The organism is Ectobacillus antri (assembly GCF_003852715.1).
Classification (GTDB): Bacteria; Bacillota; Bacilli; order Bacillales; family Bacillaceae_G; genus Ectobacillus; species Ectobacillus antri.
In genome coordinates this window covers 1-15,703 of record NZ_RIAV01000033.1, presented here as the reverse complement: position 1 = coordinate 15,703, position 15,703 = coordinate 1, and the positions used below count along the sequence as shown (strand labels likewise).

The window sequence follows — 15,703 nt, the reverse complement described above, 5'->3', positions numbered from 1 at the left end:
TTCCATTTCAAACCATGCGGTTTGAAAACTTATCCGGTATTAGCTTCGGTTTCCCGAAGTTATCCCAGTCTTACAGGCAGGTTACCCACGTGTTACTCACCCGTCCGCCGCTAACCTCCTAAGAGGTTCGCTCGACTTGCATGTATTAGGCACGCCGCCAGCGTTCATCCTGAGCCAGGATCAAACTCTCCATAAAAGTGTTTGTCTAGCTAAAATAAATGTTGACGTTTCATGTTTTGTTTAGTTTTCAAAGTTCAATTGTCGCTTAAAGCGACTTCATCATCTTATATCATTTAACTTTCGAAGTCAACAACTTTTTATAATGTCGCTGACGACGTTTATTAATATACCATGTGCCTACATTATGGTCAATACTTTTAAAAAACTTTTTATAACAATTTTTATCTTTTTAATTGTAAGCTGTATGACAGCCTGATGTTAGTAACTAGCACTTGTTGATTAGAGCGAAGAAATTGAGACTTATGTGGGACAAGCAGGTTAAATAGAGATTCTATAGGTTTGTAGCGCTGAGGGGGTTATCTGACCGCACGAGGAAAACGAACCTTAACACAACCTAACTATAAAAAACCACCCTCTTTGCCTCGTAAGGATGGTTTTCCCTAAAACAAAAAACATAATTATCAATTACACCTTCTTGTGAACTACTCACCACTTAGCTTCAATTGAAGAGGGAGACTTCTTTCGGAATGATGTTAAAGAGGAATAATATATAGCTGAATTACAGCTAGTGCGATTATACCTGGTATTCCTAAAAGTCCTGTTATAGATGCGGTAACTGCATTAATAGGAACATGCAGACCATATTTAGATCCTGCCATATTCAGCACAAATAAAAAAATAGCTCCTAGTAATATCTTTACTATTGTCCCTCCTACGAAGCGAATCGGTTTAAGTGGAGCTCCAATCAATAACAGCATGACAATTAAACCTACTATGCACGAAATTACAAGTAAGTCGTTCATTTTTCATCCTCCTTATAACTTGTACTATTATACTTATGAGGAGATTTTAAAAAATACAACCGATGTTAGCGAACTCTAGCTATACTTTCATTCTGTTATCTTATGATAACTAAATTTTATAGCAGCTCAATATCATTATCTGTTCTATCTATTTCACTTACCTTCCTATCAAGCGGAACAAAAGAGGTTGGAACAAAAGGTTTTCAGCCAAAGAAAAATCCGAACTATTAGTCGGAATTCTCTACACAGAATTCGATTTAGTTCGGATTTTTCCTTTATGAGTGTTATTTTATTCTGTATTCTTTAAGCTTAGAGTTATATGATTCAGTTATGTCCAGGCTTCTTTTTACTTTCTTAATGAGACTTTACGTAATTTCGCTTCTCTTAATGCATAAAAGTACTTTGCTTCCGCTAGTTGCAGATGACATAATACCTCTTCGGAAGGTTCTAGACTCTGTTCAACAATGCGCTTTTGTCTCATCCACTCTTGCTTCAACTCTTCTAATAGCTCAACAAATTTTCTATCATACTGACGTCTAATGTGACCTTTACGACGAAAAATCATAATTAGACCTCCTACAGCTCTCTACGGCCTTCTAAGGCTTTAGAAAGAGTCACTTCATCGGCATACTCCAAATCTCCTCCAACAGGCAAACCGTGAGCAATTCGTGTCACTTTAATGCCTGATGGTTTCAACAAGCGTGATATATACATAGCCGTTGCTTCTCCCTCGATGTTTGGATTAGTAGCCAGTATGACCTCTTTAACCGTTTCATCATGTAGACGTTTTAATAAATCAGGAATATCAATATCTTCTGGACCGATTCCCTCCATTGGAGAGATTGCGCCGTGCAGAACATGATATACTCCTTGATATTCTTTCATTTTTTCCATCGCAATTACATCTTTTGGCTCTTGTACTACACAAATTACTGATTTATCACGACCATTATCTTCACATATATAGCAAGGATCACGATCAGTGATGTGTCCGCAAACAGAACAATAGGTTAGATTGCGTTTAGCATTTACAAGTGCCTTCGCAAAATCTAATACATCGTCTTCCTTCATGTTAAGGACGAAAAATGCCAATCGAACTGCTGTTTTTGGGCCAATGCCGGGTAGTTTCATAAAGCTGTCAATAAGCTTTGATATCGGTTCTGGATAGTGCACTGGTATCTCCCCTTAGAAAAGTCCGCCCGGTAGATTCAATCCTTTTGTGAATTGTCCCATAGTAGACATTGTTAATTCTTCAATTTTCTTCAACGCATCATTTGTAGCTGCCATTACTAAATCTTGCAGCATTTCAATGTCATCTGGATCTACTACGTCTTCTTTAATTTTCACTTCAAGTACTTGTTTATTACCGTTTATCACAACCGTTACCATACCGCCACCCGCAGTACCTTCAACTGTTTTTTCAAGAAGCTCCTCTTGTGCAGCCTGCATTTGTTTTTGCATTTTTTGCATTTGTTTCATCATACTATTCATATTTCCCATACCACGCATCATTTTAATTCCTCCTAGATTCATTCTTGTATTTCTACTAATTCTTGGCCTACTAATTTAATTGCTTCTGCTACAATAGGATCTTCGGCCTTAGGAGTATCTTCGACTTGTTCTTTTAAAAAGCCTTCTCGAATTTTACTCCATTCAGATTTGGGAACAGCTATCATATTAAATCGTGCCCCTAATAAATCATATAAGATTTGCTCTACTGTGTCTGTACCATCTTGATTTTCTCCAGCCATTTTACAATGAATTTCATACTCAAATGCCAGTACATAAGCTCCAGCAGCCGCTGCGACGGGCTCACTTTTTTCGAGCAACACAGCGTACGCAACCTTACTTCTTGCCTTCAGTTGATCTAAAACCTCTCCCCAAGCACCTTTCAATTTTTCTAAATCTTTACGAGTAGCACTTTTCAAAACTTCATGAATACGTCCTATCGGAAGTTTTACTGTTGTTTTGGCACTTGGTTTAGCAACTTTCTTTGGCTCAGATGAAGGTGCTACTGCAACACCGTTTCTTTTCAATTCTTTAAGAGCATGCTCCATTTCCTGCAAACGCTGCATGACTGCCTCTAAACGATCTCCTCCTCGCAGCGAGAATTGCTGACAGAGTTTGACCATTACCACTTCAAGAAAAATACGCGGGTGATTTGTCCATTTCATTTCTTGCTGACTTTTACTAAGTGTATGGATTATATCGTAAATTGCATCTGCTTGTATCTTCTCACTGAAGTTCCGGAACGATTCGTCAACAACCACTCTCTCCAGTAAATCCTCAAGTCCAGAAGAAGTTTGATATAGTAACATATCACGAAAATAATAAATAAAGTCTTCCATAAAGCGTAATGGATCTTTCCCTTGATTCATCATACGATTAACAATGCGCAGTGCTTCTGCTACATTGTTATCGTATATACATTCAACCAACTGATTTAAATATTGCTGTGATACAGAGCCTGTTACAGTGAGTACTTCTTCTGCCGTAACCTCGTTTTCACTATAAGAAATTGCCTGGTCTAGCAAGCTCAAGGCATCACGCATACCACCTTCAGCGGTTCTTGCAACAATATGAAGAGCTTCATCCGTTATAGTAATATGTTCATTATGTACAACGGTTGTTAAGCGTTCTACGATATCCTGAACAGAAATTTTTCTAAACTCAAAGCGTTGACAGCGCGATATAATTGTTGGCGGTATTTTATGAGGCTCTGTTGTAGCCAAAATAAAAATAACGTGCTTTGGAGGTTCCTCTAGTGTTTTTAACAACGCATTAAATGCGCCGATTGACAGCATGTGAACCTCGTCAATGATATACACTTTGTAACGAACTGAGCTTGGTGCATATTTGACTTTATCGCGAATATCACGGATTTCATCTACACCGTTATTAGAAGCGGCATCTATTTCTAATACATCCCCAATTGTTCCATCTGTTATTCCTAAACAAGAAGGACAATTGTTACATGGCTCTGCAGTAGGTGCTTGCTCGCAGTTTACAGCTTTAGCAAACACTTTAGCAATTGTCGTTTTCCCCGTGCCGCGCGGACCAGAAAACAGGTACGCATGTGATACCTTTTGTTGTAGAAGGGCGTTTTGCAGCGTCTTCGTTACATGCTTTTGACCTACCACATCTTCAAACATTTGTGGTCGCCACGTTCGATAAAGCGCCTGATATGACACGAGAGCGTTGCCTCCCTCAAACTTTTTTATTCATTTTATTATACCTTATTTCCAAATTTGATTCCATTTCAAAAAAGCTATCAAAAAACCCACTCTGCATAGAGTGGGTTTATGATTTAAGTTAAACTGCCGTGCACCTTTCGTCGATTATGTGCCATAAGCGTTACTTAAGCAGTTAGCTCGGCCCAGGCACCCCTGCGGCACACGAGAGCTTCCGCTTATTGCTGCTTCCTTCCGGACCTGACAAGGTTCACGGATTCCCGTTGCGCAGGACCCAGACGTCAACGCCACTTACTTAAGGCAGCCCTACAGCAGCATAACCTCGGAAAGGAATTCGGCCTCGCTAGAGCGGATTGCGAGTACAGGGCACCGCTACCTCCCCGCTTAGCACGGCAAAGTTAAAACCATATTTAGTTGCCTTGTTGAAGGCATTATTAGTATAACGCGTTTCTACACAAATTGCAACTCGTCACTTTTTACTACTTTCACCCAACTTCTTTGCTTTTTTCTTTTCCCTAAGCTTTCGAAAAAAGTCTGATAATAGCCGCCCGCATTCCTCTTGTAAAACACCGCTTACGACCTGTGCTTGGTGATTAAATCTCTCTTCATTCAATAAATTCATCAAAGTTCCTGCACATCCACCTTTCGGATCTGCTGCTCCGTATACGACTCTTTTTACACGAGATAATACGATGGCACCCGCACACATAGGGCAAGGTTCTAATGTGACATATAGCGTGGCATCCTCAAGTCTCCATGTTCCTAGCTTTTTACAAGCATCGTCAATTGCCAATAGTTCCGCATGTGCAATAGCGCGTTGCTCGATTTCCCTTAAATTATGAGCGCGACTAATGATTTGATCTTGCCATACAATAACAGCCCCAATTGGCACCTCATGAATTGCTTCCGCTTTTTTTGCCTCTTCAATCGCCAGTTGCATGTAATACTCATCTGTATACATTTAATAATCCTTTCTTTGTTACAAATAACTTTTTTCCTTTCTACCTAAACTAAACCGAAAGGAAGGAGAATGCAATATGAAAGATACTGCATTATTAATTATAGACATGATTAATGACTTTGATTTTAAACACGGTTCAACTCTTGCACATAAATGTAAAGAAATTGTCCCGGCTATTATAAACTTAAAAATTTTGGCTAATCAACACGATATACCTATTATTTATATTAATGATCATTATAATATTTGGCAGACAGATATGGAAAAAATTATTGCACATTGCAGCAATACATTGAATAAGGATTGGCTTAATGATATTTCTCCAGTTAAAAATGATTACTTTCTCATTAAGCCACATTATTCAGCTTTTTATGAAACACCTTTAAACACACTGCTTGGGTATCTTAAAATTCAATCTCTGATTCTAACAGGTATAGCGGGTAATATTTGTGTACTGTTCACAGCAAATGATGCACATATGCGCAATTATAAGTTATATGTCCCACACAACTGTATTGCATCTAATTGTGATAAAGATAACGAGCATGCATTACGAGTAATGACACATATTTTAAAAGCGGATACATCCCACTCTACCTTATTATTTACACAATAGGTTTGCTGTACTTGTATAAATTTCTAAACAAACTTTTGCAAAAAATTCGTCCTTTTCCATCCTCTCTTATGCTACAATAATCCTGTTTTGATTTTTTGTTCGTCTTAAGACGCCGTGGTAAAGGAGGAGCAATAATGGTAAAAGTACCTTTTATAACTGTAGAGGGACCGATCGGTGTCGGAAAAACTTCACTTGCCAAAGCTATATCAGATTATTTCGGTCTTCATTTATTAAAAGAGATTGTAGATGAAAATCCTTTCTTAGGAAAGTTTTATGAAAACATTAATGAATGGAGCTTCCAAACAGAAATGTTTTTCCTCTGCAATCGCTATAAGCAACTAGAAGATATCCACACAAAGTACCTACAGCAAGATAAACCTGTTGTAGCAGATTATCATATCTTCAAAAACTTGATTTTTGCATCCAGAACTTTGCAACCAGCTCAATATAACAAGTATATTAACATTTATGACATCCTCACACGAGACATGCCTATACCCAATGTTATCATATACTTAACAGCAAGCTTAGAGACTCTGCAAAAACGCATTGCTATCCGTGGTCGTGAGTTTGAAAAAAATATGGATCCGCAGTACTTAGTACAACTTATTGCGGACTACGAAACTGCTATGGATAATCTCATTGCAGAGCACCCACACATCCCTGTGTTAAAATTTAATGGTGATAATATTGATTTTGTTAATAACGAAGCCGATTTAAACGCCATTCTATCTGCGTTAGAAAATACGCTTAAAAAGGAGATCGCACTCTAATGAATTTAAGACAAAAATATGATATTCCTAACGATGCGGTAATTACAATTGCCGGTACAGTAGGTGTAGGAAAGTCTACTATGACTAATGCACTTGCTAACGCGTTAGCATATAGAACTTCCTTTGAAAAGGTTGATACAAACCCTTATTTGGACAAGTTTTATGCAGATTTCACCCGCTGGAGCTTTCACCTGCAAATTTATTTTTTAGCTGAGCGCTTTAAAGAGCAAAAGAGAATTTTTGAATACGGCGGTGGTTTTATACAAGACCGCTCTATCTATGAAGACACAGGCATTTTTGCAAAGATGCATTTTGAGAAGGGAACCATGACAGCTACAGATTACGAGACATATAAAGGTCTTTTTGATGCAATGGTCATGACACCATACTTCCCACATCCTGATCTTCTCATTTATTTGGAAGGATCTTTCGAAGATATTGTAAATCGCATTCGTGAGCGCGGCAGACCAATGGAGCAGCAAACACCGATTGAATATTGGAAAGAAATGCATGAACGCTATGAAAATTGGATTAATAACTTTAATGCTTGCCCTGTATTACGTTTGAATATTAATGAATATGATATTATCCAAGATAGTGGCTCTATTGAACCGATAGTGGAAAAAATCGGTCATTTTATTAAACACACAAGAAAGCTTGTGAAATAAAAATAATCCCGTGCACGATGCACGGGATTATTTTCGTTTAGTTGGTGCAATAATTTCTTGTTCACTCTTACCGGCATTGATTCGCTGACGTACAGTTGTTTGACTAATACCATAAGCATCAGAAATTTCTTTTACAGTCATTTCTACACCATTAATAACAGCAGTCAAAGTCTTGCCACGACGTTTCATCGTCTTAGGTTGTTCAGTAGGCTGCGTCTTACACACACAGCCGCAAAGCTTACGAAACGCTTCTTCACTTACCATGTTTGAAACGTTTGCACCACTATTTAAAATTCTATTTCGTTTACAGCTGAGACATTGTACAAAATATAGTGTTTTCCCCTGCATAGGGAATGTTTGGATGAGAAGATTCATAGCTGCTCCTTTCTCATTGTTAAAAATAAAAACTCGTTACAGCAGGTAACGAGTTTCACAATCTCAACTTATATGCGCTGTTGTCAATAATATTATGGCGGAGGAAGAGGGATTCGAACCCCCGCGCGGCTCTCACCGCCTGTCGGTTTTCAAGACCGATCCCTTCAGCCGGACTTGGGTATTCCTCCGTATTGACATGACATATAATATCAAATTGTTTTTTATTAGTCAAGCAAAAAATGTTTAATAAAGAAAACGAATATTTGAAACAAACTAGAATGGGTATCTTATTGATACCCATCCGTAGCTCATATTATTTAATTACTTCCTTATTACCCATATAAGGACGTAAAACTTCCGGAATTATGACAGAGCCATCTGCCTGCTGGTAGTTCTCAAGAATTGCAGCTACTGTACGCCCAATTGCTAAACCAGAACCATTCAATGTATGAACATGTTCAGGTTTGCTGTTCGGTTCACGTCTGAAACGAATATTAGCTCGGCGTGCTTGGAAGCTCTCAAAGTTACTGCAAGAAGAAATCTCACGATAAGAAGCATAGCTAGGAATCCATACTTCAATATCGTATTTCTTGGCAGCTGTGAATCCTAAATCACCTGTGCACATACTGAGAACACGGTATGGAAGGCCTAGAAGTTGCAAGACACGTTCAGCATCTGCTGTTAGTTTTTCTAGCTCTTCATAAGAATCCTCAGGTTTCACGAACTTCACTAACTCTACTTTATTGAATTGATGCTGACGTATCAAGCCACGTGTGTCACGACCAGCAGATCCTGCTTCAGAGCGGAAGCATGCGCTGAGTGCCGCATATTGAATGGGTAAGATATCTCCATTTAAAATCTCGTCGCGATGCATATTCGTCACCGGTACTTCCGCGGTAGGAATTAAGAAATAGTCTTCACTTTCAATACGGAATGCGTCTTCTTCAAATTTAGGCAGTTGTCCTGTTCCTGTCATGCTATCACGGTTTACGATGTATGGAGGAAGAACTTCTTCATAGCCATGCTCGTCTGTATGAAGATCTAACATAAAGTTGAATAAAGCGCGTTCTAATCGTGCACCTAAGCCTTTATAGAATACAAAGCGACTTCCTGTTACTTTACCTGCACGCTCAAAATCAAGAATATTAAGGTCAGTTGCAATATCCCAATGTGCTTTCGGTTCAAAACCAAAATCACGAATCTCTCCCCATTTTCGTATTTCTACGTTATCGTCCTCTGTTTCACCTACTGGTACAGATTCATGTGGTAAGTTAGGAACAGCGAGCATTAACTGTTCTAAATCATGCTCTACAACGCGAAGTTCTTCATCAAGACCTTTGATACGATCTCCTACTTCACGCATTTCTAAAATTAAAGCTTCTGCATCCTGCTTTTGACGTTTTAACACAGAAATTTGTTGAGACACCTCATTACGCTTGCTTTTCAGTTCTTCTGTTTGTACGAGAAGTTCACGTCTTTTTGTATCTAACTCTTCGAAACGTCCAAAATCAGTTAAATCCTCGCCTCTGTGCTGAAGCTTTGCTTTCACTTCTTCGAAATTTGCGCGTACATATTTAATATCCAGCATTATATTTCCTCCTTCTTTCATAAAACCTTTTTATAAACAACAAAAAACCCCCGTCCCCTTGGAAAGGGACGGGAGTTTACCCGCGTTGCCACCCTAATTGAAAGCATGTGCTTTCCTCTTTACAGAATTAACGACTCTTCGCCGGAAGCGCTTATTCACGCCCTGCTCCAGGGTGGATTCGTAAGCCACTTTTATCGGTTTGCACCAACCACCGACTCTCTGCAAAAAGAAAAGCTTATTACTATGCCCTATCAACGCTTTTGTTATATAAGTTACCATCAATTTACTATAATCTTGTGCAACTTGCAAGTTGCTTATACAACTTTTTTTGCTTCCTTAACCATATCCAAGAAGTATGCTGTCATGCGATGATCATCTGTTAACTCTGGATGGAAAGAAGCAGCCAAAAGATGGCCTTGACGAACAGCTACAATACGATCTCCATGAACGGAAAGTACCTCTACTTCATCTCCCACACTTACAACATAAGGAGCACGTATAAATACACCAACAAAATCTTCTCCTACACCTTTAATAGATAACTCTGCTTCAAAGCTTTCACGCTGTCTGCCAAAGGCGTTTCTTTCTACAGTAATATTCATTACACCAAGGTGTGGTTCTTTATAATCCACTAAATTCTTAGCCAATAGGATCATCCCCGCACATGTACCAAACAAAGGTTTCCCTTCGTTTGCAAATGCACGTAACGGTTCCATAAAGCCATATTTATCAATCAATCTCCGCATCGTTGTGCTCTCACCACCTGGTAAGATAAGACCGTCAATTTCTTGTAATTGTTCAATCTTTTTTACCACAACAGCCTTAGCACCCAATGCTTCAATTGACATGACATGCTCGCGAACTGCACCTTGCAGTCCCAATACACCAATCGTTATCATATATAAAGCTCCTTTTTACCAGCCGCGCTCTTGCATACGGTCTTGTGGAAGTAATGAAGAAATTTCAATGCCCTTCATTGGATTTCCAAGACCTTTAGATAGGCTCGCAATTAGCTCATAATCTTCATAATGCGTAGTTGCTTCTACGATTGCGCGAGCAAACTGTGCTGGGTTATCTGATTTAAAGATACCAGAACCAACAAACACCCCATCTGCGCCTAACTGCATCATCAATGCCGCATCAGCAGGCGTTGCCACACCACCTGCTGCAAAGTTAACTACAGGCAAACGACCTAAACGCTTAATTTCTAGTAATACTTCATAAGGAGCACCTGTTAACTTTGCGTAAGTCATTAACTCATCTTCACGCATAGCCACAACCTGACGAATTTCAGCATTTACTTGGCGCATATGACGAACTGCTTCTACAATGTTACCTGTTCCTGGCTCGCCTTTTGTACGAAGCATAGAAGCTCCTTCAGCGATACGTCTTGCAGCTTCACCGATGTCACGGCAACCACATACAAACGGTACAGTATAATCACGCTTTTGCAAGTGATATACTTCATCCGCTGGTGTTAATACTTCACTTTCATCAATGTAGTCTACACCTAACGCTTCTAATACACGTGCTTCTACAATGTGACCAATACGGCATTTTGCCATAACTGGGATAGATACTGCTGACATAACCTCTTCTACAATTGTAGGATCTGCCATGCGAGAAACGCCACCTGCGGCACGAATATCAGCCGGTACACGCTCCAATGCCATAACAGCTACTGCACCTGCTTCTTCAGCTATTTTTGCTTGCTCAGCGTTAATAACATCCATAATTACGCCGCCTTTTTGCATTTCTGCCATACCGCGCTTCACGCGCTCTGTTCCTGTTAAGTTCATCTAGAAAGCCCCCTCATCTATACTCATCATTATTTTGCATCAAAAGATTAAGAATACTCTTACATTCTATCACTACCTATCACATCTTTGTCTACTATTTTTTACTTAGAATACAGAAGTTGTTTTAAGTAATTTCCGTACGTTTTTATATAATATAGAACATGATGTTCTGATGTAGGTATGATATAGAACATGCAATAAATAAAAACTACCCGTAAAATGGGCAGTTTTTATTTTCAACCTGTAATTTTCCCTATTGCGCTATCCCATAAATTCCCAAAGAATGAACCGATGCTACGCATAGTTAGCACAAACCAGTTTGCTTTTTCTACTTTCTCAGTTGTTATAAGAGGTACCTTAAGTTCTTTTTCAGCTAAAAATCCGCTATCTTGTTTATCTTTAGAAGCAACAGTCAGAAAACCAACTTGCTCCTTAGCTTTCAACGGTGCCTTTAAGTCGCCTTTATTTAACGTATAGCCAATCTGATAAGGGTTTTTCTCCCCTTTAGGTACCGGTACTTTAATAGCTGATGCAGTCTCGATTTTCACTTCTTTTTCTTTACCATTGGGTACAGCTACTGTTTTCTTGTCTTTTGGCTGATATCCTTTTTTATATAGCTCTTTTATTTCGAATCCACTAAACCCATAATCAAAAAGCTTTTTTGTTTCTTGGAAACGCGCTTCGTAAGATTCAGTTTTAATAACTACTGCAATTAAACGCATGTTATCACGTTTAGCAGTACCAGTAAAGCAATAGCCTGCCGCAGGTGTTGAGCCTGTCTTAAGACCATCTACGCCCTCATATCCATACACAAGACCTTTTAACATCCAGTTCCAGTTGTCCATTTGAACGGGATACTTTCCGCCTTCCTGAAACACTTTCTTAGTAATTTTAGCCGTATCTAAAATATCTGGGTAGTCTTTAATTAGGCGTTGTGCCAAAAGTGCAGAATCACTCGCAGACATTTGATTTTCTTCATTCGCGCTTGTCCCATCAGGATGTTTCCCTTTTAAATCACTATTTGTTAAACCAGTTGAGTTTACAAATTTTGAATTCTTAAGGCCTAATTCCTTTGCCTTTTTATTCATTTCTTTCACAAAATTACCTTCTGAGCCGCTTACTAATTCAGCTAAAGCGATTGCTGCCCCGTTCGCTGAATAAATAGCTACTGCTTCATATAACTCTTTTACAGTGTAAGATCCGCCGTTTTCTAAAGGTACATTGGACAAGCTACGATCTTGTGAAATAAGATGCGCATATTCAGAGGCTTGCGTTTTTTGCGTCCATTTTATTTTTCCTTTTGCAACTGCCTCATGAACCAAGTACTCCGTCATCATTTTTGTCATGCTTGCAACTGGTAGAGATTGATCTTTGTTTTTTGCATATAAAATTTTTCCTGAATCTGCTTCTATTAGAATTGCTGCTTCAGCTTTAATATCTAATCCTGTGTTGCTTTCTGCAGATGCTTTGTATGTAAAAAACATACTAAAAAGCAACGTAAATGCCATCATTGTCGCAATTACTCGATTTTGAAACACAAATTTCACTTTGAAACCTCCTAAAAAACGTCTTCACATAAAAGCTATTCTAACACATTCCCCAAAAAATGGACAGGGATAGTCTATCCCTGTCCAAAACTGGAATATTATAATGAATAGTTTGGTGCTTCTTTCGTAATTTGTATATCATGCGGGTGACTTTCACGTAGTCCTGCTCCGCTCATACGAATAAATTGTGCATTTTCGCGTAAATCCTCTAAGTCTTTAGCTCCACAGTAACCCATACCAGAGCGAAGCCCGCCTACTAGTTGATGTACTGTATCTGCCAAAGGTCCTTTGTAAGGAACACGTCCTTCAATTCCTTCTGGTACAAGCTTTTTGTTTCCTTCTTGGAAATAACGATCTTTACTTCCACTTTCCATTGCACCAACGGAACCCATACCACGGTATACTTTGAAACGACGTCCTTGGTAAATTTCTGTTTCACCAGGACTTTCTGATACACCTGCAAAAATACTACCAAGCATAACAACATGAGCTCCTGCTGCTAACGCTTTTACAATATCTCCGGAATACTTGATTCCGCCATCTGCAATAACAGGAACACCATATTTACGAGCCTCAGTTGCGCAATCATAAACAGCTGTTAACTGCGGAACACCTACACCTGCAACGACACGTGTTGTACAAATAGACCCAGGTCCTATGCCTACTTTAATAATATTAGCTCCTGCTTCAATCAAATCACGTGTTGCTTCAGCAGTTGCCACGTTACCAGCAATAATATTTAAGTTAGGATACTTTGCTCGAATCTCTTTTACTTTATCTAGCACGCCTTTTGAGTGGCCATGTGCCGTATCAAGTACAATTACATCTACATTAGCTTTCACTAACGCATCAACCCGTACCATTGCATCAGGAGTAACGCCTACTGCAGCACCAACAAGTAGTCTTCCTTGCTTGTCTTTAGCTGAGTTAGGAAACTCAATTACTTTTTCAATGTCTTTAATTGTAATAAGACCTTGTAATACACCGTCCTGATCAACAAGAGGAAGTTTTTCAATCTTATGTTTTTGCAAAATCTTTTCTGCTTCGTTCAATGTAGTTCCCACAGGTGCAACAATCAAATTTTCTTTTGTCATAACATCAGAAATCTTAATTGAATAGTCCTGAATAAAACGTAAGTCACGATTTGTAAGAATACCTACCAATCGACGATCAGCTTCGTTATTTACAATAGGTACACCTGAAATGCGATATTTTCCCATTAAATGCTCGGCATCATATACTTGATGCTCGGGCGTTAAAAAGAACGGGTCTGTAATAACTCCACTTTCACATCTCTTTACTTTATCTACTTGATCAGCTTGTTGCTCAATAGGCATATTCTTATGAATAATACCTAGTCCACCTTGACGAGCCATAGCAATCGCCATCTCAGATTCAGTCACCGTGTCCATACCTGCACTTAAAATAGGGATATTAAGTTGCAAAGTTTCGGATAAAATGGATTTTACACTCACTTCTCTTGGTAGCACCTCAGACTTGGCTGGTACAAGTAAAACATCATCAAACGTTAAGCCTTCTTTTACAAATTTTGATTCCCACATAAGCTTTTCCCCTCCTGATTGCTAAAATATTATTTGTAGCTTAACAATTGGGCAAAATACTGTCAAGGAAGGTTCTATATGTTAGAATTTTTAAATTATTTAAGGAGTCATTTGCTATGGACATAAACTTGATTTGGAGGGAGCTTAGTTTTTTTACTTCTTCCTTACATTCCCAAAAGTATCTTTCTCATTGTTATAAGCAATTAAAAATCGCAGAACATGATAAGAAAAGCTTTGATAACTGTTATCCATTTATTTATTATCTTGAGCATGGCAAGAGCTACTATGAATCCGCAAAAATATCGCCACTTTCCATTCGTCCTGTTCTTTTATTTTACGGTATGATTCAACTTTTAAAGGCTTGTCTACTAACAGTAGATCCCAATTATCCAGAATCTACAGCTGTTTTAGCACATGGTGTAACAACTCGAAAGCGGAAGAAACAAAGCTACGAGTTTTTACAAGACGAAGTAAAAATACAAAGAAATGGTTTATACACTCATATTGCAGAAAAAATGTTCTATATGCGACATCTAGAGGGCGAAAAATGTAGTATGGAAAATCTATTAAAGTTGGTGGGAGAGTTAGGAAGACTCTTTACATACAGTAAAAAGGCGCCTGAGCTTTATCCTATTGTACGAATAGATGATCATATAGTTTCTATATCAAAACTGGTTTTAGACCGTTATAACATGACTGAGCAGCGTTTTATTGAATACTTACAAACCTCCTGTTCTTCCTTACATATAGAGCCTTCTACCCAAAAAGATAAGTACAATATCATTTTACATTCACCTAAGAGAAATTGGGCTGGATTACAAAAAAGTCCACTGGTCTATCATATGTATGAAGATACTTACTATCTGCCAAGCAACCGCGAACAAATGGGGGCCTTTTCTGAAATACTAGTTCATTATTTAGTGCTCTATAATTTGAGTATGATTTCCAGGTATGAAACGGAATGGTGGAGTGAACTGTTACATAGTTATGCAACAGAAGATTATCCTTTTATTAATCAATTTTTAGCGGTATCTGCTGATAAAATTCCTTATTATATCTATCATTACTTAATGTCTAAAACATAACATAAGACAATGTATATAAAGTACAACTAGAAAAATCGACTTTCTTTTTTGGGTGGAAAAGAAGAAGGGGCAATGTATAGTTGCGGTCAGGGTCTAAGAGATACGCGTGTCAAGTAAGAACATACATCGTAGCGAGACGCTCTAGAGCTGTGATTTTCTTGCTGTTTATATGTCGAAAAAACCATGTAGACTTATATAGCTTAACACCACTAAAACAAAAAAGCCGGTCAACATGACCGGCTTACTGTGTGCCTAGCGACGTCCTACTCTCACAGGGACAAGGTCCCAACTACCATCGGCGCAAAAGAGCTTAACTTCCGTGTTCGGTATGGGAACGGGTGTGACCTCTTTGCCATCATCACTAGACATTTGAAGGCATATTCCTTCAAAACTGGATAACATAGTGTATATTCATAATCTAGCTTTAGCTCGCTACACGCTCGCCTCTGCTTTTTATATTTGGTTAAGCCCTCGATCGATTAGTATCAGTCAGCTCCACACGTCACCGCGCTTCCACCTCTGACCTATCAACCTGATCATCTTTCAGGGATCTTA

Annotated in this window: 16 protein-coding genes, 1 tRNA gene, 3 rRNA genes, 1 other RNA gene and 1 other annotated feature; of the genes, 4 read left to right on the top strand and 17 right to left on the bottom strand. The window is 38.7% G+C overall.

Features of this window, described 5'->3' with window-relative positions:
- From EEJ45_RS17020 to tadA, 8 genes are all read right to left on the bottom strand, one after another.
- Positions 1-196, bottom strand: a 16S ribosomal RNA gene (locus EEJ45_RS17020); the annotation flags it as partial.
- Between the two features lie 517 nt (positions 197-713).
- Positions 714-983 carry a pro-sigmaK processing inhibitor BofA family protein gene (locus EEJ45_RS17015; protein WP_124565957.1) on the bottom strand — a complete coding sequence of 90 codons (270 nt, stop codon included), beginning with the start codon at positions 981-983 and terminating at the stop codon, positions 714-716.
- A gap of 346 nt (positions 984-1,329) precedes the next feature.
- Entirely contained in the window at positions 1,330-1,548 is a 219-nt protein-coding gene (locus EEJ45_RS17010) for a YaaL family protein (RefSeq protein WP_124565956.1), read from the bottom strand.
- Between the two features lie 11 nt (positions 1,549-1,559).
- Positions 1,560-2,156: a recombination mediator RecR gene (recR, locus tag EEJ45_RS17005; protein WP_124565955.1), complete on the bottom strand. Its 597-nt coding sequence runs from the start codon at positions 2,154-2,156 to the stop codon at positions 1,560-1,562.
- A 12-nt stretch (positions 2,157-2,168) separates the two neighbouring features.
- The gene (locus EEJ45_RS17000) at positions 2,169-2,495 is read right to left on the bottom strand and encodes a YbaB/EbfC family nucleoid-associated protein (protein ID WP_222928036.1); all 327 of its coding nucleotides are present in this window, start codon (positions 2,493-2,495) and stop codon (positions 2,169-2,171) included.
- Positions 2,496-2,512: 17 nt separating this feature from the next.
- On the bottom strand, positions 2,513-4,174 hold the full coding sequence (dnaX, locus tag EEJ45_RS16995) for a DNA polymerase III subunit gamma/tau (protein WP_124565953.1): 1,662 nt from the start codon (positions 4,172-4,174) through the stop codon (positions 2,513-2,515).
- Positions 4,175-4,303: 129 nt separating this feature from the next.
- Positions 4,304-4,567: signal recognition particle sRNA large type (ffs, locus tag EEJ45_RS16990), an RNA gene on the bottom strand.
- A 76-nt stretch (positions 4,568-4,643) separates the two neighbouring features.
- Positions 4,644-5,135 carry a tRNA adenosine(34) deaminase TadA gene (gene tadA / locus EEJ45_RS16985; RefSeq protein WP_124565952.1) on the bottom strand — a complete coding sequence of 164 codons (492 nt, stop codon included), beginning with the start codon at positions 5,133-5,135 and terminating at the stop codon, positions 4,644-4,646.
- A gap of 76 nt (positions 5,136-5,211) precedes the next feature.
- Here tadA and EEJ45_RS16980 point away from each other — a divergent pair, with 76 nt between their 5' ends.
- The 3 genes from EEJ45_RS16980 (at position 5,212) to EEJ45_RS16970 (ending at position 7,192) form a co-directional block, all read left to right on the top strand.
- On the top strand, positions 5,212-5,751 hold the full coding sequence (locus EEJ45_RS16980) for a cysteine hydrolase family protein (RefSeq protein ID WP_124565951.1): 540 nt from the start codon (positions 5,212-5,214) through the stop codon (positions 5,749-5,751).
- Between the two features lie 134 nt (positions 5,752-5,885).
- A complete protein-coding gene (locus EEJ45_RS16975) occupies positions 5,886-6,524 on the top strand; it encodes a deoxynucleoside kinase (protein WP_124565950.1) in 639 nt (212 codons plus the stop codon).
- Positions 6,524-7,192: a deoxynucleoside kinase gene (locus tag EEJ45_RS16970; RefSeq protein WP_124565949.1), complete on the top strand. Its 669-nt coding sequence runs from the start codon at positions 6,524-6,526 to the stop codon at positions 7,190-7,192. The genes EEJ45_RS16975 and EEJ45_RS16970 overlap by 1 nt, the downstream gene beginning before the upstream one ends.
- A gap of 27 nt (positions 7,193-7,219) precedes the next feature.
- Here EEJ45_RS16970 and EEJ45_RS16965 read toward each other — a convergent pair whose 3' ends face one another.
- From EEJ45_RS16965 to guaB, 7 genes are all read right to left on the bottom strand, one after another.
- Positions 7,220-7,567, bottom strand: a complete 348-nt coding sequence (locus EEJ45_RS16965) for a DUF3797 domain-containing protein (RefSeq protein ID WP_124565948.1) — start codon at positions 7,565-7,567, stop codon at positions 7,220-7,222.
- A gap of 95 nt (positions 7,568-7,662) precedes the next feature.
- Positions 7,663-7,755 (bottom strand) — tRNA-Ser (locus EEJ45_RS16960).
- A gap of 125 nt (positions 7,756-7,880) precedes the next feature.
- A complete protein-coding gene (serS, locus tag EEJ45_RS16955) occupies positions 7,881-9,155 on the bottom strand; it encodes a serine--tRNA ligase (protein ID WP_124565947.1) in 1,275 nt (424 codons plus the stop codon).
- A gap of 61 nt (positions 9,156-9,216) precedes the next feature.
- Positions 9,217-9,419 (bottom strand) — a binding site (T-box leader).
- A gap of 50 nt (positions 9,420-9,469) precedes the next feature.
- Positions 9,470-10,054: a pyridoxal 5'-phosphate synthase glutaminase subunit PdxT gene (gene pdxT, locus EEJ45_RS16950; protein ID WP_124565946.1), complete on the bottom strand. Its 585-nt coding sequence runs from the start codon at positions 10,052-10,054 to the stop codon at positions 9,470-9,472.
- 15 nt (positions 10,055-10,069) lie between these two features.
- Positions 10,070-10,954, bottom strand: a complete 885-nt coding sequence (gene pdxS / locus EEJ45_RS16945) for a pyridoxal 5'-phosphate synthase lyase subunit PdxS (protein WP_124565945.1) — start codon at positions 10,952-10,954, stop codon at positions 10,070-10,072.
- A 236-nt stretch (positions 10,955-11,190) separates the two neighbouring features.
- Positions 11,191-12,501: a D-alanyl-D-alanine carboxypeptidase family protein gene (locus EEJ45_RS16940; protein WP_124565944.1), complete on the bottom strand. Its 1,311-nt coding sequence runs from the start codon at positions 12,499-12,501 to the stop codon at positions 11,191-11,193.
- A 98-nt stretch (positions 12,502-12,599) separates the two neighbouring features.
- A complete protein-coding gene (guaB, locus tag EEJ45_RS16935) occupies positions 12,600-14,063 on the bottom strand; it encodes an IMP dehydrogenase (protein ID WP_124565943.1) in 1,464 nt (487 codons plus the stop codon).
- Between the two features lie 116 nt (positions 14,064-14,179).
- On the opposite strand from guaB, the gene EEJ45_RS16930 reads away from it, so the two are divergent.
- On the top strand, positions 14,180-15,148 hold the full coding sequence (locus tag EEJ45_RS16930) for a YaaC family protein (protein ID WP_124565942.1): 969 nt from the start codon (positions 14,180-14,182) through the stop codon (positions 15,146-15,148).
- Between the two features lie 250 nt (positions 15,149-15,398).
- On the opposite strand, the gene rrf is transcribed toward EEJ45_RS16930, so the two are convergent.
- Positions 15,399-15,514, bottom strand: a 5S ribosomal RNA gene (gene rrf / locus EEJ45_RS16925).
- A gap of 93 nt (positions 15,515-15,607) precedes the next feature.
- Positions 15,608-15,703: ribosomal RNA gene (locus EEJ45_RS16920) — 23S ribosomal RNA — on the bottom strand; the annotation flags it as partial.

Bases quoted from the DNA above. Each gene is read 5' to 3' on its own strand.
- EEJ45_RS17015 (WP_124565957.1), bottom strand. From the start codon at position 983: ATGAACGACTTACTTGTAATTTCGTGCATAGTAGGTTTAATTGTCATG.
- EEJ45_RS17010 (WP_124565956.1), bottom strand. From the start codon at position 1,548: ATGATTTTTCGTCGTAAAGGTCACATTAGACGTCAGTATGATAGAAAA.
- EEJ45_RS17000 (WP_222928036.1), bottom strand. From the start codon at position 2,495: ATGATGCGTGGTATGGGAAATATGAATAGTATGATGAAACAAATGCAA.
- tadA (WP_124565952.1), bottom strand. From the start codon at position 5,135: ATGTATACAGATGAGTATTACATGCAACTGGCGATTGAAGAGGCAAAA.
- EEJ45_RS16980 (WP_124565951.1), top strand. From the start codon at position 5,212: ATGAAAGATACTGCATTATTAATTATAGACATGATTAATGACTTTGAT.
- EEJ45_RS16975 (WP_124565950.1), top strand. From the start codon at position 5,886: ATGGTAAAAGTACCTTTTATAACTGTAGAGGGACCGATCGGTGTCGGA.
- EEJ45_RS16970 (WP_124565949.1), top strand. From the start codon at position 6,524: ATGAATTTAAGACAAAAATATGATATTCCTAACGATGCGGTAATTACA.
- EEJ45_RS16965 (WP_124565948.1), bottom strand. From the start codon at position 7,567: ATGAATCTTCTCATCCAAACATTCCCTATGCAGGGGAAAACACTATAT.
- serS (WP_124565947.1), bottom strand. From the start codon at position 9,155: ATGCTGGATATTAAATATGTACGCGCAAATTTCGAAGAAGTGAAAGCA.
- pdxT (WP_124565946.1), bottom strand. From the start codon at position 10,054: ATGATAACGATTGGTGTATTGGGACTGCAAGGTGCAGTTCGCGAGCAT.
- pdxS (WP_124565945.1), bottom strand. From the start codon at position 10,954: ATGAACTTAACAGGAACAGAGCGCGTGAAGCGCGGTATGGCAGAAATG.
- guaB (WP_124565943.1), bottom strand. From the start codon at position 14,063: ATGTGGGAATCAAAATTTGTAAAAGAAGGCTTAACGTTTGATGATGTT.
- EEJ45_RS16930 (WP_124565942.1), top strand. From the start codon at position 14,180: ATGGACATAAACTTGATTTGGAGGGAGCTTAGTTTTTTTACTTCTTCC.